Here is an 18408-nt window from a genome sequence, read left to right as displayed (position 1 = left end):
TACGCTCTTTTTTTTCGTTTTACGTCACCCTGCCCACCACTCTCTTCACACTGTAGCTCCCCCTCCTCCCCTCCACGCCCCTCTTCCGTCCTCCTCGCGTGGCGCGGCTACAGCCGCAGCGCGAAGCAGCTCGACGGCGTCGCGACCTTCGCCGGCGACGGCGCATTCGATGCGTGCATCGACGGCGCGAAGGTGCTCGTCAACCTGCTGCCGAGCACGCCCGACACCGACGGCATCCTGTCGTCGCGCACGTTCGCACGGCTCGCGCCCGGCGCGTATGTCGTCAACGTCGCGCGCGGCGCGCATCTCGTCGAGGCCGACCTGCTCGACGCGCTTTCGAACGGCCAGGTAGCCGCCGCAACGCTCGACGTATTCCATCGCGAGCCGCTGCCGGAAGACCATCCGTTCTGGCACACGCCGCGCATCACGATCACGCCGCACAGCTCGGCCGAGACGCTGCGCGACGAAGCCATCGCGCAGATCGCCGGCAAGATCCGCGCGCTCGAGCGCGGCGAGCGCATCGGCGGCATCGTCGACTACGCACGCGGCTACTGAAACTACAAGCAAACCAGGAGACAACCATGACGTTCCCCACCGCCGTCAAGATCGTCGAAGTCGGCCCGCGCGACGGGCTGCAGAACGAGAAGACCTTCGTGCCGACCGACGTGAAGATCGCGCTCGTCGACCGGCTGTCGCACGCTGGCTTCCGCAACATTGAGGCCGCGTCGTTCGTGTCGCCGAAATGGGTGCCGCAGATGGCCGACGGCGCCGACGTGATGGCCGGCATCGAGCGCCGCGCGGGCACCGTGTACTCGGTACTCACGCCGAACCTGAAGGGGTTCGAGAATGCGGTCGCCGCGCGCGCCGACGAGGTCGTGATCTTCGGCGCGGCGAGCGAGGCGTTCTCGCAGCGGAACATCAACTGCAGCATCGCGGAGAGCATCGCGCGCTTCGAGCCCGTCGCGAAGGCGGCGAAGGATGCGGGCCTGCGGCTGCGCGGCAGCGTGTCGTGCACGCTCGGCTGCCCGTACCAGGGCGAAGTGCCGGTCGCATCGGTCGTCGACGTCGTCGAGCGCTTCGCGGCGCTCGGCTGCGACGAGATCGACATCGCCGACACGATCGGCGTCGGCACGCCGAAGCGCACGCGCGAAGTGCTCTCGGCCGTCACGCGCGTGTTCCCGCGCGAACGCCTGTCGGGCCACTTCCACGACACCTACGGCCAGGCACTCGCGAACATCTACGCGGCGCTATTCGAAGGGATCGAGATCTTCCACGCGTCGGTCGCGGGCCTCGGCGGCTGCCCGTACGCGAAGGGCGCGACCGGCAACGTCGCGACCGAGGACGTGCTGTACCTGATGCAGGGCCTCGGCATCGACACCGGCATCGATCTCGCGCAGGTCGTCGCCGCCGGCGACTTCATCTCGAACGCGATCGGCCGCGCGAACGTGTCGCGCGCCGGTCGCGCACTGCTCGCCAAGGCGCAGAGCGCGGCTGACGCCGCGAACTGCGTATGACCCCGGTATTCGATGGATTCCTCAAGATGACGACACCCGCTTCATTCGATTCCCTCCCCGATTCCGCGCGACGCGTCGCGCTGCTGCTGCGCGAGCGCGGCCACGCGAAAGGCATCGTGATGCTCGCCGAAACCGGCAAGACGTCGGCCGAGGCCGCGGCCGGGCTCGGCTGCTCGGTCGCGCAGATCGCGAAGTCGATCCTGTTTCGCCGCCAGTCGGACGGCGCGCCGGTGCTCGTGGTCGCGAGCGGCGTCAATCGCGTCGACGAGAAGAAGGTCGCCGCGCAGGTCGGCGCGGTCGGCCGCGCGGACGCAAAGTTCGTGCGCGACAACACCGGCTATGCGATCGGCGGCGTCTGCCCGATCGGCCATCTCGTCGACCCGGTCACGCTGATCGACGCCGACCTGCTCGAGCTCGACAGCCTGTGGGCGGCCGCCGGCCATCCGCATGCGGTGTTCAACCTGTCGCCGAACGAACTCGTGTCGCTGACGGGCGCGCCGGTCGCGGACGTCGCGTTGCGGGAGCCCGCATGAGCGACGTGCCGGTGATGGTGACGGTCGGCACGGTCGCGTCGCCGTGCACCGACGTATGCCGGATCGATCCGCGCACCGACTGGTGCGCGGGTTGCCTGCGCACGCGCGACGAGATCAAGGGGTGGCGTGCATCGGACGACGACGCGAGGCGCGCGTTGCTCGCGCGGCTCGATGCGCGGCGGCGTCTGCTGGCGAGAAGCGGTGCATAAAAAAAAGCCGTTCAGCCTGACGGGCGAACGGCATGAGATTGGAATCCTGTGAACGTGATCAACGTCACAGCCCGCATCATACGAGCGACGCGGCCGCATCGCATCGGGTGTTTCCCTACAACTTCTTACAGCGTCTTCCACGCGTGCGCGCGCACGGCTTTCGCTCGCAATACGCGTTCCTGAAATACGCATTCGACGAGCCGCTGCGCTGCCCCGCAGCGGCGCCGAACCGCACGACCGTTTCAGTTGCCGACCGCCGCGCGACGCGCGGGCACGATGCGCCAGCCGAGATTCACACCGGCCGCCGCAAGCAGGATCAGCAGCGCGCCGACCACCTGCGTCCACGCGAGCGTCTGCCCGAACGCCACGTGATCGACGACGATCGCGACGACCGGATAGACGAACGACAGCGCACCGGTCATCGCGGTCGGCAACTTCTGGATCGCGCCGTACAGCAGCACATACATCAGACCCGTGTTCACGACGCCGAGCACGACGAGGTCGAGCCACTGCCCGGCGGTCGCCGGCAACGTGCCGAAGTGCGCGAACGGCGCGAGCAGCAGGACACCGAGGCCGGCCTGCAACAGCGCGAGCAGGTGCGGCGGCGTGCCCTTCAGGTGCTTCGTGACGATCGACGAGATCGCATACAGAAAGGCCGCACCGAGCGACAGCGCGACACCTTCCAGATATTCGCCCGGCACCGCGAGCACGGCCGGCTCGACACGCACCACGGCGACGAGCCCGACGAATGCGAGCGCGAGCCACGCGACCGTCGACGCGGTGATCCGCTCGCGGAACACGATCGCGCCGAGCGCGACGAGCATGAACGGCTGCGTGTTGTAGACGGCGGTCGCCATCGAGATCGATGCGCGCGAATAGGCGGCGAACAGCAGCAGCCAGTTCGCGACGATCGCGACGCTGCCGAGCGTCGCAAGCGCGAGCATCCGCGGCGAGAACAGCGCGCGGCGCAGGAAGCCGAACGCCGCGCAGACGATCGCGAGCGTCGCGGCACCGAACAGGCAGCGGAAGAACACGACGTTCGTCAGCGGCTGCTGCGACGACATCACGAGCCAGCCGATCGTGCCGGACATCATCATCGCGACGACCATCTCGGCGGCGCCGCGGCGAATTTCATTCGAAGCCATCGTGAACTCCGTTCAGAAGAGTGGATGACTTCGATTCTAGAAACTTGCTTTCGCGGCAACCACGGCTAAACTGAAGTGAATCGACCGATTCACCTTCGAAAGCAAAGCGATCATGCCGAAACGCCTTTCCCCGCCCGCGATCGCGTCGCTCGACGCGACCGACCGCGCGATCCTCGCGGCGCTGGCCGACGACGCGCGCATCGCAACCAGCGAACTCGCCCGGCAGATCGGGCTGTCGGCGCCCGCGACCGCCGACCGCGTGCGGCGGCTCGAGGCGCAAGGGGTGATCGCCGCGTTCACCGTCGAGCTCGACCCGCGCGCGCTCGGCTACACGCTGCAGGCGATCGTCCGCGTGAAGCCGCTGCCCGGCCAGCTGCATCTCGTCGAAGAGATGCTGCGGCGGATTCCCGAATTCGTGGAGTGCGACAAGGTGACCGGCGACGACTGCTTCATCTGCCGGCTCTACCTGCGCACGATCGAGCACCTCGACGACATCCTGTCGAAAGTGACGGAGCGCGCCGAGACGAGCACCGCGATCGTGAAATCGACGCCGGTGCCGCGCCGGCTGCCGCCGCTCGTCGAGGACGACAGCGCGCACCGCTGAGCAGCCGGTACGCGCGCCGCCCGCGTACCGTCAGGCCGCCGCGTCGCGCGCCTCGAAGAACGCGAGCAGTTCGTCGATCAGCGCGACGGGCGCCTCTTCCGGAATGTAGTGTCCGCACTCGAGCGCGCGGCCGCTGACGTCGCGTGCGACGCGGCGCCATTCGTCGAGCGGATCGAAGCAGCGGCCGACGATCCCGTTCTCGCCCCACAGCACGCGCAGCGGGCACGCGACCTTGTTGCCGCGCTCGAGATCCGCACGGTCGTGCTCGAGATCGATCGTCGCGGACGCGCGGTAGTCCTCGCACATCGCATGCACGGCGCCCGGTTGCGCGAGCGCGGCCCGGTACGCGGCGAGCGCCTCGGGCGCGAACGGCGCGAGCCCGGCGGACCGGTTGCCCATCACGCGCTCGATGTACGCATCGGTATGCGCGCCGACCAGTGTCTCCGGCAGCGGCTCCGGCTGGATCAGGAAGAACCAGTGGAAATACGCGGTCGCGAACGCGCGATCGGTTTTCTCGTACATCGCGAGCGTCGGCGCGATGTCGAGCAGCATCATCCGCTCGACGGCGTCCGGATGATCGAGCGCGAGCCGGTGCGCGACCCGCGCGCCGCGATCGTGCGCGCACACGTGGAAGTGCTCGAAGCCGAAATGCCGCATCACGGCGACCTGATCGGCCGCCATCGCACGTTTCGAATACGGCGCATGCTGCGCGTCGCTCGGCGGCTTGCCCGACGCGCCGTAACCGCGCAGGTCGGTGGCGATCACCGTGAAATGATTCGCGAGCGTCGCGGCAACGCGATGCCAGATCATGTGGGTTTGCGGATGTCCGTGCAGCAACAGGAGCGGCGGACCCGCGCCTCCTTTGACACCGAAGATATCGGTGTCCTGCACCGTCACGCGAAACGGTGCAAACGCCTCAAACGACATGGTTTGTTTCTCGTTGGTTTGTTATGGCGTTTATTTTAGGAGCGCTTGCGCGTCTACACAGCGGGGCAACAGCCAGAATCCCTAGAAAGAGAACACTCACTCGATTGCCGGCACACCGCGCATTTTGTTAAGCTCGCGTAGAATCGCACGATCGTTCGTATTAATAAGAACGACCTCGTTTCGCAGCTACACTCGAATGGCCGTTCGACCGTAAAGCATGGCGTCAGCGCGACCGCGCGGCCGCCCCTGGAGACTGGAGACATCACATGGCATTGCCCACCGTCCTGCAGAACCTGACGCTGCCCGTCATCGCGTCGCCGATGTTCATCGTCAGCTACCCCGAACTCGTGCTCGCGCAGTGCAAGGCGGGCATCGTCGGTTCGTTCCCCGCGCTCAACGCCCGTCCGGCCGAACTGCTCGACGAGTGGCTCACGCAGATCCAGTCCGAGCTCGCCGACCACAAGGCAAAAAATCCCGACGCGGTGATCGGCCCGATCGCGGTCAACCAGATCGTCCATCAGTCGAATGCGCGGCTCGAGCACGACGTGCGCGTGTGCGTCGAGCACAAGGTGCCGATCTTCATCACGAGCCTGCGCGCGCCGGCGCGCGAGATCGTCGACGCGGTGCACAGCTACGGCGGCATCGTGCTGCACGACGTGATCAACCTGCGTCACGCGCAGAAGGCGCTCGAAGCCGGTGTCGACGGGTTGATCCTCGTCGCGGCCGGTGCCGGCGGCCACGCGGGCACGACGTCGCCGTTCGCGCTCGTCGGCGAAGTCCGCAAGGTCTTCGACGGCCCGATCGTGCTGTCCGGCGCGATCGCGAACGGCGGCTCGATCCTCGCCGCGCAGGCGATGGGCGCCGACTTCGCGTACATGGGCACGCGCTTCATCGCAACACAGGAAGCGCACGCGATCGACGACTACAAGCACGCGATCGTGAACGCGAAATCGTCGGACATCATCTACACGAACCTCTTCACGGGCGTGCACGGCAACTATATCCGCGAGAGCATCGAGAAGGCCGGCCTCGATCCGGAGGCGCTGCCGGAATCCGACAAGACCAAGATGAATTTCGGCAGTGACAAGACGAAGGCGTGGAAGGACATCTGGGGTGCCGGCCAGGGCGTCGGCCTGATGGACGACCTGCCGAGCGTGGGCGCGCTCGTCGAGCGCCTGAAGCGCGAGTACGACGACGCGAAGGCGCGGCTCGGCATCCCGCGCTGACGGATGCGGCGGCCATGACGCCGCCGCCGGCGCACATACCGTCGGACAAAACAAAAAGCGCGAACCGCAGCGGTTCGCGCTTTTTTTATTGCCCCGCCGCAGCGGGAAAGACGGCTCAGACCACGCGCTTCATCCGCGTAATCGGCAGCACGCGCAGGCGCGATTCGATCGACGGGCACAGCGACTGCCCTTCGAAGCGCGCCGCCAGGAAATCGACGAACGAACGCACCTTCGCGGATACGTGACGACGGCTCGCGTAGACCGCATAGATCGGCGCCTCGTGCGGCGGCACCGCATCGAGCAGCACCGGCACGAGCCGGCCGGACTCGATGTCGTCGCCGACCACCTCGGTGCCGAGCAGCGCGATGCCCGCGCCCGCGAGCACGGCCGCACGCAGCCCTTCGAGATGATTCACGATCAGGTTGCCGTTGAGGTTCACGCGCGACGCGGCGGCCGCGTCGATCACCAGCGAGTCGAGCATCGTCGAATTCGAGTCGCGCCGCAGGTAGTTGTGGTGCGCGAGATCGGCGATCGTCGCGGGCGTGCCGTGCTTCTCGAGATACTCGGGCGATGCGACCAGCAGGATGTGCGCGGTCGCGATCTGCCGCGCGACCAGCGACGACGATTTCAATCCGTTCGGCGCCGCGCGCACCGCGACGTCGTAGCCTTCCTCGATCAGGTCGACCACGCGATCGGACAGCGTCATGTCGACGGTCACGTCCGGGAACCGGCCCGCATAATCGGTGACGGCCTGCATCACGTGCCGCAGCCCGAACGCGGACAGCGACGTGACGCGCAGCCTGCCTTGCGGCACCACGCTCGCGGCGCCGACGGCCTGCCCGGCTTCGTCGAGTTCAGACAGCGCCTGCACGAGGCGCTCATAGTATTCGCGTCCCGCCTCGGTAGGGGCGACGCGTCGTGTCGTGCGATGCAGCAGCCGCGCACCGAGCTGCTGCTCGAGATGCATCACGTGCTTGCTCGCCATCGCAGCCGACATCTGCATGCGTTCGGCCGCGCCGACGAAGCTGCCCACTTCGACGACGTAGCGAAACACATTCATGCTGACGAGGGTATCCATCGAACTAGCTCGTAATGACGGGGGAATGGTCCAATTACGAGATAGGGTAACAAAGGCGAGGAAACAGAAAGGTCAACAAAGGCAAAACGGCGCCGCGAGTGGCGGCGCCGTTCTGGCGTAAAAAACATGTAGTCTGGACGCACTTTTCGCGCGCGTCCGGCGCACCGGTCGTACGTACGCGTCAGAACTTCGCGCGAATGCCGGCGCCGAACGTGTTGCCGGTCGACAGGCCGCTGATGTGATCGTTCATGTACGCAGCGTAGACGTCCGTGCGCTTGGACAGCGGATAGTCGTAGCCGACGGCCCAGGTCTGGCGCGTCTGGTCGAGGCCGCCCGAATCGCGCGAATACGCGTACGACGCCATCGCGTTGCCCACGCCGAGCGGCACCGACACGCCGCCCTGCGCGGTATTCACGTGCCAGCTGCCCGCGACCTGGTCATTCTTCGTATACATGTACTGGCCGAACAGCTTCACGTACTTCAGGTCGTAGGTCGCGCCGACTTGCGCGATGCCCTGGCTCTTCATGCCGGCCACCAGCGCGCTCAGGTCACGCGGGCCGTTGTTGAAGTTCACGTACTGGTAGACCGCGGTCGCCGCGAACGGGCCGTTCGCATAGTTGAACTGCGCGCTCCACTTCTTCGAGCCGTTGTCGCCGGCCTGGTTGCCGAGCGCGTACATCGCGCCGAAATTCAGGCCACCGAACGACGGCGACGTGTACGACAGCGCGTTGTTCCAGCCGGAATCACCGACGGCACCCTGGTCGCTCGGGTAGGTCGGGAAGGTGCCGAGGCCGAGGAACACGTGGTACACCATCGGCGAGAAGGTGTACGAGTCGTAGAACGGGTTGAACAGGATCGTCGACAGGAACAGGTGCGTCGTCAGGCGCCCGGCCGTCACCGTGCCGTACGGCGAATCGATGCCGACGTATGCATTGCGTGCGAAGAACGTGTCGCCCTGGAAGCGGCCGAACTGGCCGTTCTGCGCGCGGAAGAAGCTTTCCAGCGTGAAGATCGCCTTGTAGCCGTTGCCGAGATCCTCGGCGCCGTGCAAGCCCCAGTACGACGTCGACATCCCGCCGCCGCTCACGTTCCACGCGCGGTCGCCGCCCGGGAACTTGGTTGCGCCGACCCATTCGTCGACCTGACCGTAGAGCGACACGCTCGACTGTGCATGGACGGGCGCGGTAGCCGCCACGCAGGCGGCCGCGGCGATCAGCTTGACGGACGTGCGCGACGCACGGCGAGCGAATGCTTTCATTGGATCTCCAGATTTTGTCGAATAGTCGATAAGTGGCGCGAGCGTTGTTTTTTGGAGCCGAGTGCTTGCGTCGTATGGGGCGCAGCCATCTTTACGGATCATTCGTCCGGTCAAAATTGCGCACACTTATTGCTGGTATAGCGGCAGCATTAACTTCGCGGAATTGATACATGGCCCGGCACCCGTCGGCGGCCCCGCGTGAACGCGGTCGCGCGGCGGAGCGGCGGCGTGGCACACGCGAGCCGGGCGCGAAAGATAGCGCAATGCGACGGGAAAATCAGCGGAAATCTGCGCGCGACTGTGGCGAATTCGCATCAGCCGGCGGAGGGACGAGCGCGCGGGCGCTCAGTTTCGGTAGAACGGGGAGAAAGACGGCGAGTGCGCAGGCTCTTCCTGCGAGCGGGGCGGCGGCATCGGACGGCCGCCGCGCTCCTCGTTGTAGCGCGCGACGTCGGCGCGGATCGAACCGGCGCGCAGCGGCACGTTGCCGCCGCCCGGTGGGCGCGGCATCTGGCGCGCGTCGGCGCTGATCGGGCGATACGGGCTTTGCGCGGCGTAATGGCCGTACGACGGCGTCGGCCGCAGCCCCCAGCGGGAGCCGTAACCGTTCACGCCACCGCCGCGTGCACCGGCAGGGGGCGCGACGCGGCGCCAGACGGGGGCACCGCCAGCCGGCTGACCGTACGCGCGCATGTCACCGCCACCGAAGCCGTGGCCACCGAACCCATGACCACCGTGGGGCGGCTGCGCGAGCGCGAGCGGCATCAGCAACGCGCCGAGCACGCCTGCCACCCATCGTCCGATCTTCCGTTTCACCCGTTCCGTCATCGTTCAGTGCCTGTCCACGCCCGCCGCCGGTTCCTTTCGGCCGGCCCAAGGCTTTCAGCAGTAATTTATGAGCAGGCCGAATGCGTGTCGAGCCCAAAAGTGTTATGTCGCCGGCATCGGTGTAACACCATGTTACTGCTAGGTTTTTTCACTTCGGCGGGCGACCGGGGCAGAACATTCTTCTGCCGTTTTGCGCGTGGCCGGGCCGGTACCGTGAGCGCTGCCGCATGACATTGATTCATCAATCGATTCCCACAATGAATTTGTGTAGTGAATCGCCAACCGGGACAATGGCGCCATCCGCGCGCGCGACGCGCGCCTCCGTCGTTTCCGAATCGAGTTTCCGATGGCCCGTCCCCGTTTTCTTCCCGACAACTTCACGCTCGCGCTCGTCGGCACCGTCGTGCTCGCGAGCCTGCTGCCGTGCCGCGGCCCGGCCGCCCACGCGTTCAACTGGGCGACCAACATCGCCGTCGGCCTGCTGTTCTTCCTGCACGGCGCAAAGCTGTCGCGCGAGGCCGTCGTCGCGGGCGCGACCCACTGGCGGCTGCATGCGGTCGTGCTGCTCAGCACGTTCGCGCTGTTCCCGCTGCTCGGCCTCGCGCTGAAACCCGTGCTGCAGCCGCTCGTCACGCCGACGCTGTATGCGGGCGTGCTGTTCCTGTGCACGCTGCCGTCGACGGTCCAGTCGTCGATCGCGTTCACGTCGATCGCGAAGGGCAACGTGCCGGCCGCCGTGTGCGCGGCATCCGCGTCGAGCCTGCTCGGGATCTTCGTCACGCCGGCGCTCGTCGGGCTGATGATCACGTCGCAGTCGGCGGCCGCCGCGTCGCCGTGGAGCACCGTCGGCAGCATCGTGATGCAGCTGCTCGTGCCCTTCATCGCCGGCCAGTTGCTGCGGCCCGTGATCGGCGGCTGGATCGACCGCAACCGCGGCGTGCTGCGCTTCGTCGACCAGGGCTCGATCCTGCTGGTCGTCTACGTCGCGTTCAGCGAGGCCGTCAACGAGGGCCTGTGGCACCAGATCCCGCCGCGCGCGCTCGGCGGCCTGCTCGTCGTCAACCTCGTGCTGCTCGCGATCGCGCTGTTGCTGACCGCGTTCGTCAGCAAGCGGCTCGGCTTCAACCGCGCCGACCAGATCACGATCATCTTCTGCGGATCGAAGAAGAGCCTCGCCGCCGGTGTGCCGATGGCGAAGGTGATCTTCTCGGCGAACGCGGTCGGCGCGATCGTGCTGCCGCTGATGCTGTTCCACCAGATCCAGCTGATGGCATGCGCGGCGCTCGCGCAGCGCTGGGGGGCGCGCGACATGAGCGGCGAGCACGACGAGGGCGACGCGACGTCGGCGCCCGGCGCGCTGAGCGCGGGCAAGCGCTGACGAACAGGGCCGCGGGACGGGCACCGGGCGGTGCCGTTCCGCCTTCCCGCCTTCCCGCCTTCCCGCCTTCCCGCCTTCCCGCCTTCCGCCTTCCCGCCTTCCGCCTTCCGCCTTCCGCCTTCCCGCCTTCCGCCTTCCGCCTTCCCGCCTTCCGCCTTCCGCCTTCCGCCTTCCGCCTTCCGCCGTACCGCCTTCCCGCCTTCCGCCGTACCGCCTTCCCGCCCCTCCCAATGCGCCCCCGGCGCAATGCACCAGCAACGCCCATCGCGTCACGAAATCTTCATTCAATTCTCCGCGCGCGGTGCCGTTAAGTCGGGCGTCCTGTCGATTCGGCTGCCCTCGCCCATGCCCGCGCCCCACTCCGACTCCGCTGCCGCCAGCATCACGCGCCTGATCGCGGATCGCGCGCTCGCCGCCGTCTTCCAGCCGATCGTCGATCTCGGGTCGGGGACGGTCGTCGGATATGAGGGCCTGATACGCGGCCCGCGCGGCACCGACCTCGAGCCGCCCGCCGCGCTGTTCGCGCAGGCCGCGCGCGAAGGCGCGACCATCGCGCTCGAACAGGCGGCCGCGCTCACCTGCCTCGACGCGTTCGCGGCGCTCGGCTGCGACGGCAAGCTGTTCCTCAACTTCAGCGCCGGGACGATCCTCAAGCTCGCCAGCGAGCGCGAGCGCGCACGCCAGCTCCTCGTCCGCGCGCGGATCGGCGCCGAGCGCATCGTGATCGAGCTGACCGAACAGAATGCGATTCCCGATGTCGCCCACATCGGGCCGGCCGTCGCCTCGCTGCGCGACGCCGGCATCCAGTTCGCGCTCGACGACTACGGCACCGCGAACGCGAGCATGAACCTGTGGCTGCGCCTGCATCCGGACGTCGTGAAGATCGACCGCTTCTTCATCCACGATATCGCGCGCGACCCGCTGAAGTTCGAGGCCGTGAAGGCGATGCAGCACTTCGCGCAGGCGAGCGGCGCGCAACTGATCGCGGAAGGCATCGAGAACGAAAGCGACCTGATCGTCGTGCGCGACATGGGCATCTGCTGCGTGCAGGGCTTCCTGCTCGGCCGGCCGAATGCGCAGCCGTCGCGGGTCGTCGCGCCGGCCGCGCGCGACGCGATCCGCGCGCCGCACATCGCGGTGTTTCCCGGCGCGACGCGCTCGGTGCGGCCGGCCGGCACGATCGCCGGGAAGATGCTGGTGCCGGCGCCGGCGCTGCCGCGCGACGCGACCAGCAACGACGTGCTCGACCTGTTCAACCGGATGCCCGACCTGCACGCGGTCGCGCTCGTCGAACGCGGGCGGCCCGTCGCGCTCGTGAATCGCCGTGGCTTCATCGACCGCTTCGCGCTGCCGTATCACCGCGAGGTGTTCGGGAAGAAGCCGTGCCTGCAGTTCGCGAACGACGCACCGCTGATGATCGACAACGCGACGACGTTCGAGCAGCTCGCGATGCTGCTCGCGAGCCACGACCAGCGCTATCTCGCGGACGGCTTCGTGATCACCGAACACGGCCGCTACGTCGGGCTCGGCACCGGCGAGAGCCTCGTGCGCGCGGTGACCGAGATGCGCATCGAGGCCGCGCGCTACGCGAATCCGCTGACGTTCCTGCCCGGCAACATCCCGATCAGCGCGCACATCGACCGCCTGCTCCAGCGCGACGCGGGCTTTCATGCGTGCTACGTCGACCTGAACCAGTTCAAGCCGTTCAACGACCAGTACGGCTACTGGCAGGGCGACGAGGTGCTGAAATTCGCGGCGACCGTGCTGGCCGGCGTGTGCGACCCGCAGCGCGACTTTCTCGGGCACGTCGGCGGCGACGATTTCCTCGTGCTGTTCCAGCGCGCCGACTGGCGCGAACGCGCCGCCGACGCGATCGCGCGCTTCAACGACGGCGCGCAGCTCTTCTACACGCAGGCCGACCGGCAGGCGGGCGGGCTGCGCGGCGAGGACCGCCACGGCAACCCGGCATTCTTCGGCTTCGTGACGATGGCGATCGGCGCGGTCGGTGTGCCGGCCGGCGCGAACGGCGCGAAGCGCTACGGCAGCGACGAGATCGCATCGGTCGCGGCGCTCGCGAAGCGGCGCGCGAAACAGCAGCCGGACGGGCTCGCGGTCGTCGACCTCGATGCGGGCCGCGCCGCGCTGCGCCATCGCGGCGAACCGCCGGCCGTGGCAATACGCTGAACGGCGGGCGGCCTCCGCTCGAGGACGCGGCGGCGCGCGATGCGGCGGTGGCGTGCATGTGCCCGCCAGGCAGGCAGACCGTTAGTTGCACACCGCCGTCCCCGGTGACCCACGGAGGCAGTCGGGCAAGGCTCGCGCGGACGCTTGAAGCCGGCCCGCTTTCCGCCCCCTCCCCGCTCGCCGGGCATACGCACGCTCACCTTGCCTTTTTCGCATTTTGTTTAGTATTTTTAGTAACGGCGTTTTCGCAGATTAGCGCTTAAAAACCCGGAATTCGCGGGTATTCCCCGGCTATCCGGCCCGAATTCCGCGATACGTTTTACTATACAATCGTTTTCACCCTAAACAAACCGGACCCCGAACGATGGGTACCACCATTCGCGATGTGGCGCGGGCGGCAGAGGTCTCGATCGGCACCGTCTCCCGCGCGCTGAAAAACCAGCCGGGCCTGTCCGAAGCCACGCGTGCGCGCATCGTCGAGATCGCGCAGCGGCTCGGCTACGATCCCGCGCAACTGCGGCCGCGCATCCGCCGGCTCACCTTCCTGCTGCACCGCCAGCACAACCGCTTTCCGGCCAGCCCGTTCTTCTCGCACGTGCTGCACGGCGTCGAGGACGCGTGCCGCGAGCGCGGCATCGTGCCGACGCTGCTCACGGTCGGGCCGAACGACGACGTGCTGCGCCAGATGCGCCCGCACGCGCCCGACGCGATCGCGGTGGCGGGCTTCATCGAGCCGGAGACGATCGAAGCGCTCGCCGCGACCGGCCGGCCGCTCGTGCTGATCGACCTGTGGGCGCCCGGGTTGCGCTCGGTGAACATCGACAACGCGACGGGCGCGTCGCTCGCGATGCGCCACCTGCTCGCCACCGGCCGCACGCGGATCGCGTTCATCGGCGGATCGCCCGCGCACTACAGCATCGCGCAACGCGCGATCGGCTACCGGCGCGCGTTCTTCGAGGCCGGGCGGCTGTTCGATCCCGCGTACGAAGTGACGATCGATGCGGGGCTCGATCCCGACACCGGCGCCGCGCGTGCGATGGAGCAGTTGCTCGACGCACCGGGCCCGCGCCCGGAAGCCGTCTTCGCGTACAACGACGCGGCCGCGCTCGCCGCGCAGCGCGTGTGCACCGCGCGCGGGCTGCGCATTCCCGACGACATCGCGATCGTCGGCTTCGACAACATCCCGGCTGCCGCGCACGCGAGCCCGCCGCTCACGACGCTCGCGGTCGACAAGGAGGCGCTCGGTCGCCGCGGCGTCGAGCTGCTGCTCGCGGAAGCGCCCGAGCGCACCGAGATTTCCCTGCCCGTCGAGCTGATCGTGCGGGCCAGCAGCCAGCCCGCCGGCTCCCCGGCACTCGATACCGCCACGGTCACCGAATCATCATGAACATGCCCCCGGTCCAACCCTGCACGGCCGCGCCGGCCGCCCACACGCAAGCCGCGCCGTTCGTCGCGAGTTTCCGCGATCCGTCGTTCCTGTTGTCGCACATCGAGGACACGCTGCGCTTCTACGCCACGAACGCGTTCGACCCGACGGGCGGCTTCTACCACTACTTCCGCGACGACGGCAGCATCTACAACCGCACGTCTCGCCACCTCGTCAGCAGCTGCCGGTTCGTCTTCAACTATGCGATGGCGTACCGGCATTTCGGCGATCCGCGTCACCTGGAATACGCGCGCCACGGGCTGCGCTTCCTGCGCGACGCGCACTGGGACGACGAGCTGCAGGGCTACGACTGGGAACTCGACTGGCGCGACGGCGCGAAGCGCTCGACGCTCGACGGCACGCGCCACTGCTACGGGCTCGCGTTCGTGCTGCTCGCGGCCGCGCACGCGACGATGGCCGGCATCGACGAGGCGCGCCCGCTGATCGCGGCGACCTACGAGCTGGCCGAGCACCGCTTCTGGGATGCGGCCGCGGGCCTCTATGCGGACGACGCGACGCCGAACTGGATCGTGTCGTCGTACCGCGGCCAGAACGCCAACATGCACATGACGGAGGCGCTGCTCGCCGCGTACGAGGCGACCGGCCACCTCACGTACCTCGATCGCGCGGAAAAGCTCGCGTCCCACATCACGCAGCGCCAGGCCGCGCTGTCGGGCGGACTCGTGTGGGAGCACTACCATGCGGACTGGTCGGTCGACTGGGACTACAACAAGGAAGACAGCTCGAACATCTTCCGCCCGTGGGGCTTCCAGCCCGGGCACCAGACCGAATGGGCGAAGCTGCTGCTGATCCTCGAGCGGCACCGCCCGCTCGACTGGCTCGTGCCGCGCGCGGCCGAGCTGTTCGACGCCGCGCTCACGCATGCATGGGATGCCGATCACGGCGGCCTGTACTACGGCTTCGGCCCCGACTTCACGATCTGCGACCACAACAAGTATTTCTGGGTACAGGCGGAAACGTTCGCGGCGGCCGCGATGCTCGGTGCACGCACCGGCAGCGAGCGCTTCTGGGACTGGTACGACGAGATCTGGCGCTATAGCTGGGCGCACTTCGTCGATCACCGCTACGGTGCGTGGTACCGCATCCTCACCTGCGACAACCGCAAGTACAGCGACGAGAAGAGCCCGGCCGGGAAGACCGACTATCACACGATGGGCGCGTGCTACGACGTGCTCGCGACCCTCGCGCGCGCGCAGCGCAGCGAGCCGACGCAATGAGTGGCGGCACGTTTCCGGCTTTCGTATCGGCGGGCGACATCCTGACCGACATGGTGCGCGCGGGCGATGCGCAATGGACGTCGGTGCCGGGCGGCGCCGGCTGGAACGTCGCGCGCGCGGTCGCGCGGCTCGGCGTGTCGAGCGCGCTCGCGGGCTCGATCGGCGAAGACTGCTTCTCCGACGTGCTGTGGCGCACGAGCGAAGCGGCCGGTCTCGACCTGCGCTTCCTGCAGCGCGTCGCGCGGCCACCGCTGCTCGCGATCGTCCACGAGACCCGCCCGCCCGCGTACTTCTTCATCGGCGAAGCGAGCGCCGACCTCGCGTTCGATCCGGCGCGGCTGCCGGCCGGCTGGACCGATCACGTGAAATGGGCGCATTTCGGCTGCATCAGCCTCGTGCGCGAACCGCTCGCCGGCACGCTGGCCGCGCTCGCGGCCGACCTGCACGCGCGCGGCGTGAAGATCAGCTTCGACCCGAACGTCCGGAACCTGATGACGGCCGCGTACCGGCCGACGCTGGAGAAAATGGCCGCCCTCGCCGACCTGATCAAGGTATCCGACGAGGACCTGCGGCACCTGTTCGGCGGCGACGGCCCCGACGCGATCGCCGCGGTACGCGCGCTGAACCCGCGCGCGGCCGTGCTCGTCACGCGCGGCGCGCAGGCGGCGACGCTCTACGCGGACGGCGACGTGCATGAAGCCAGCCCGCCGCGCGTCGAGGTGGCCGACACCGTCGGTGCGGGCGACGCGTCGATCGGCGGCATGCTGTTCAGCCTGATGGCCGCGCCGCAGCGATCGTGGCGCGAGCATCTCGTGTTCGCGCTGGCGGCGGGCGCCGCGGCGTGCCGGCACACGGGCGCGCACGCGCCGACGCTCGACGAGGTCGTCGCACTGATCGAACGATGACGGGAAGGACGGTGACCGGACGCCGTTCGGTCACCGATAAGCGGCGCTGTACATGCTGCGCCGCAGTGCTACGATGAAGTGTCCTTTTGCGGGAGAGCACGATGGACACCAACACGTTCACGAAGGGCATCTACACGGCCAAGGCGCATACCCAGCATGCGGGCAACGGGCAGTTCCAGGGTTACGTGATCCTCGCACGGGACGACGGGGACGACACCGAGAACACGCGCTACGACGTCCACTCGACGAGCCCCAGCGAGGAAGAAGCGTTCGACGAGGCGAAGGCGCTCGCGCACCGGATCCTCGGCGAAATCGAGCTGTAACGCCCGCCGCCCTTTTCGGCGCGGCTCAGAGCAGCCGCGCCACCATCGATAGCAGCATCGTCAGCACCAGCGTCGACATGAACGGGAACGGGTAGCGCCGCCCGCCGAGCGTCAGCGTGACGTCGCCCGGCATCCGCCCGATGCCGAGCTTGCCGAGCCACGGCCAGCAGCGCGTCAGGATCATCACCGCGACGAACGTCGTCATCAGCCAGCGCAGCATGCCGACTCCCGTCAGAGCGCGTGCGAACGGTCGCCGCGCGCGAACGCGTCGAGCGTGCCGTCGATGCCGCGCGAGAATGCGATCACCTTGAACAACTCGCCCATCTCGGCTTCGGAGATCAGCTTCTGCACTGCGTTCGCGGCCGGCAGGAACGCGTGGATGTCCGACGGATCGATCGCGGCCAGCGCGTCGGTGATGCCCGCGTTCAGCAGGAAGCGCGCCTGCGACGTGTAGCCGAGCAGGTCGGCGCCGGTGGCGACGGCCGCGTCGTAGATGCCGGTGAATTCGACGTGCGCGGTGATGTCCTGCAGCCCCGGGTACAGGAACGGATCGTCGTGCGCATGGTGGCGGTAGTGGCACATCAGCGTGCCGCGGTCGCGCTGCGGATGGTAGTACTCGTGTGCGGGAAAGCCGTAGTCGACCAGCAGCACCGCGCCGCGCCCGAGCATCGTGCAGACGGTGCGCGTGAACGCCAGCGCGGCTTCGTGCGTCTCGGTCACGTAGCCGTCGGCCGCATCGTCCAGACCCGCGAGCACCGGCGGCAGGCCGGCCGGTGCTGCAGGCCGGTCCTCGAACACGAACGTCTGCTGCGCGCCGAGCGCGACGCCGCGCTCCTGCCATGCGCCGCCCGCCTTCGCGAACAGGCGCACCGGCATCGCATCGAGCACCTCGTTGCCGACCACGACGCCGTCGAACTGCTCGGGCAGCGCGTCGAGCCAGCGCACCTTCGCGGCGAGCGCCGGGGCGGCGGCCGCGATCGTGTCGCGCTGCCGTTCGCGCAGCTCGCCCGAGAGATCGACGATCAGGTATTCGTCGAGCCCGGCCTCCAGCGCGTCGAGCGCCGCGAGCAGCCCCGCCGCGAGCTTGCCCGTGCCGGCGCCGAATTCCATCACGCTACGCGTGCCGCTCGCCGCGAGCGCTTCCGCGACCGGTTGCGCGAGCGTCTGCGCGAACAACGGCGACAGCTCGGGTGCGGTGACGAAGTCGCTGCCGTCGTCGGCACGGCGCCCGAACTTGCGCGCGCCGCCGCTGTAATAGCCGAGGCCGGGCGCATACAGCGCGCGCTCCATGAAGCGGTCGAACGGCAGCCAGCCGCCGGCCGCCGCGATCTCATCGCGCAGTTGCGCGGCAAGGGTTTCGGACTGCGCGAGCGCGTCAGGGCCGGGAGCAGGTAAACTAGCGGGTTCGTGAGCTTTCGGGTTCATCCCGGCATTGTAAATGACCGTTTCAGCCGATACGTCGACCCAGCGCGTGGCGCTCGTCACCGGTGCCCTGGGCAGCGCGGCCGACGCCGCATCGATCGGTCGTGCGCTCGCGACGGGATTCGCCCGGCACGGCTGGGACGTCGCGCTGCAGCGCAGCCACGGCACGCCGCGCGCGGCCGCCGACACACTCGTCGCCGAAGTCGCGGC

At 68.3% G+C, this 18408-nt stretch carries 19 protein-coding genes and 1 pseudogene; 13 read left to right on the top strand and 7 right to left on the bottom strand.

The features are described from left to right. The 4 genes from G3O06_RS39395 to G3O06_RS39380 form a co-directional block, all read left to right on the top strand. Positions 1-555 (top strand): NAD(P)-dependent oxidoreductase (locus G3O06_RS39395; protein ID WP_277403777.1); only part of this gene is annotated, 555 nt, incomplete at its 5' end. Positions 556-581: 26 nt separating this feature from the next. Beyond that, positions 582-1514 carry a hydroxymethylglutaryl-CoA lyase gene (locus G3O06_RS39390; RefSeq protein ID WP_174917166.1) on the top strand — a complete coding sequence of 311 codons (933 nt, stop codon included), beginning with the start codon at positions 582-584 and terminating at the stop codon, positions 1512-1514. A 26-nt stretch (positions 1515-1540) separates the two neighbouring features. After that, a complete protein-coding gene (locus G3O06_RS39385; RefSeq protein WP_174917165.1) occupies positions 1541-2047 on the top strand; it encodes a YbaK/EbsC family protein in 507 nt (168 codons plus the stop codon). Further along, complete coding sequence (locus G3O06_RS39380) at positions 2044-2256, top strand: DUF1289 domain-containing protein (protein WP_124473092.1); 213 nt, start codon at positions 2044-2046, stop codon at positions 2254-2256. The genes G3O06_RS39385 and G3O06_RS39380 overlap by 4 nt, the downstream gene beginning before the upstream one ends. A gap of 242 nt (positions 2257-2498) precedes the next feature. On the opposite strand, the gene G3O06_RS39375 is transcribed toward G3O06_RS39380, so the two are convergent. After that, positions 2499-3401 carry a DMT family transporter gene (locus tag G3O06_RS39375; RefSeq protein WP_174917164.1) on the bottom strand — a complete coding sequence of 301 codons (903 nt, stop codon included), beginning with the start codon at positions 3399-3401 and terminating at the stop codon, positions 2499-2501. A gap of 112 nt (positions 3402-3513) precedes the next feature. Here G3O06_RS39375 and G3O06_RS39370 point away from each other — a divergent pair, with 112 nt between their 5' ends. Then, a complete protein-coding gene (locus G3O06_RS39370) occupies positions 3514-4005 on the top strand; it encodes an Lrp/AsnC family transcriptional regulator (RefSeq protein WP_174985401.1) in 492 nt (163 codons plus the stop codon). A 30-nt stretch (positions 4006-4035) separates the two neighbouring features. Here the strand turns inward: G3O06_RS39370 and G3O06_RS39365 are convergent, their stop codons facing one another. After that, positions 4036-4932, bottom strand: a complete 897-nt coding sequence (locus G3O06_RS39365; protein WP_174917162.1) for an alpha/beta hydrolase — start codon at positions 4930-4932, stop codon at positions 4036-4038. 266 nt (positions 4933-5198) lie between these two features. On the opposite strand from G3O06_RS39365, the gene G3O06_RS39360 reads away from it, so the two are divergent. Beyond that, the gene (locus tag G3O06_RS39360; protein ID WP_174974408.1) at positions 5199-6158 is read left to right on the top strand and encodes a nitronate monooxygenase family protein; all 960 of its coding nucleotides are present in this window, start codon (positions 5199-5201) and stop codon (positions 6156-6158) included. 115 nt (positions 6159-6273) lie between these two features. Here G3O06_RS39360 and G3O06_RS39355 read toward each other — a convergent pair whose 3' ends face one another. The 3 genes from G3O06_RS39355 to G3O06_RS39345 form a co-directional block, all read right to left on the bottom strand. Continuing rightward, complete coding sequence (locus tag G3O06_RS39355; RefSeq protein ID WP_174974410.1) at positions 6274-7236, bottom strand: LysR family transcriptional regulator; 963 nt, start codon at positions 7234-7236, stop codon at positions 6274-6276. A gap of 181 nt (positions 7237-7417) precedes the next feature. After that, positions 7418-8494, bottom strand: a complete 1077-nt coding sequence (locus G3O06_RS39350; RefSeq protein ID WP_011353417.1) for a porin — start codon at positions 8492-8494, stop codon at positions 7418-7420. A 345-nt stretch (positions 8495-8839) separates the two neighbouring features. Further along, a complete protein-coding gene (locus tag G3O06_RS39345) occupies positions 8840-9322 on the bottom strand; it encodes a peptide-binding protein (RefSeq protein ID WP_174917159.1) in 483 nt (160 codons plus the stop codon). A 346-nt stretch (positions 9323-9668) separates the two neighbouring features. Here G3O06_RS39345 and G3O06_RS39340 point away from each other — a divergent pair, with 346 nt between their 5' ends. From G3O06_RS39340 to G3O06_RS39315, 6 genes are all read left to right on the top strand, one after another. Continuing rightward, positions 9669-10700 (top strand): bile acid:sodium symporter family protein, encoded by a 1032-nt coding sequence (locus G3O06_RS39340; protein ID WP_011353419.1) that lies wholly within the window; start codon positions 9669-9671, stop codon positions 10698-10700. Positions 10701-11045: 345 nt separating this feature from the next. Beyond that, complete coding sequence (locus G3O06_RS39335; RefSeq protein WP_205819320.1) at positions 11046-12884, top strand: phosphodiesterase; 1839 nt, start codon at positions 11046-11048, stop codon at positions 12882-12884. 364 nt (positions 12885-13248) lie between these two features. Next, positions 13249-14271: a LacI family DNA-binding transcriptional regulator gene (locus tag G3O06_RS39330; RefSeq protein ID WP_174974416.1), complete on the top strand. Its 1023-nt coding sequence runs from the start codon at positions 13249-13251 to the stop codon at positions 14269-14271. After that, positions 14268-15548: an AGE family epimerase/isomerase gene (locus G3O06_RS39325; RefSeq protein ID WP_205819319.1), complete on the top strand. Its 1281-nt coding sequence runs from the start codon at positions 14268-14270 to the stop codon at positions 15546-15548. Before G3O06_RS39330 ends, G3O06_RS39325 begins: the two co-directional genes overlap by 4 nt. Beyond that, positions 15545-16453: a carbohydrate kinase gene (locus G3O06_RS39320; RefSeq protein ID WP_205819318.1), complete on the top strand. Its 909-nt coding sequence runs from the start codon at positions 15545-15547 to the stop codon at positions 16451-16453. Before G3O06_RS39325 ends, G3O06_RS39320 begins: the two co-directional genes overlap by 4 nt. Positions 16454-16554: 101 nt before the next feature. Then, positions 16555-16776, top strand: a complete 222-nt coding sequence (locus G3O06_RS39315) for a hypothetical protein (protein ID WP_011353424.1) — start codon at positions 16555-16557, stop codon at positions 16774-16776. A 25-nt stretch (positions 16777-16801) separates the two neighbouring features. Here G3O06_RS39315 and G3O06_RS39310 read toward each other — a convergent pair whose 3' ends face one another. Together G3O06_RS39310 and G3O06_RS39305 are read right to left on the bottom strand one after the other, a co-directional pair. Then, a complete protein-coding gene (locus tag G3O06_RS39310) occupies positions 16802-16996 on the bottom strand; it encodes a DUF2905 domain-containing protein (RefSeq protein ID WP_011353425.1) in 195 nt (64 codons plus the stop codon). 11 nt (positions 16997-17007) lie between these two features. Then, positions 17008-18201, bottom strand: a complete 1194-nt coding sequence (locus G3O06_RS39305; RefSeq protein ID WP_205819317.1) for an SAM-dependent methyltransferase — start codon at positions 18199-18201, stop codon at positions 17008-17010. Positions 18202-18214: 13 nt separating this feature from the next. Between G3O06_RS39305 and G3O06_RS39300 the strand changes: the two are divergent. After that, positions 18215-18408, top strand: a pseudogene (locus tag G3O06_RS39300) (short-chain dehydrogenase); the annotation flags it as partial.

The organism is Burkholderia sp. Ac-20345 (genome assembly GCF_017104825.1).
In the GTDB taxonomy this organism is placed as follows: domain Bacteria; phylum Pseudomonadota; class Gammaproteobacteria; order Burkholderiales; family Burkholderiaceae; genus Burkholderia; species Burkholderia lata_B.
The sequence above is the reverse complement of the archived record's forward strand: the minus strand, read 5'-3'. Positions and strand labels throughout refer to the sequence as shown.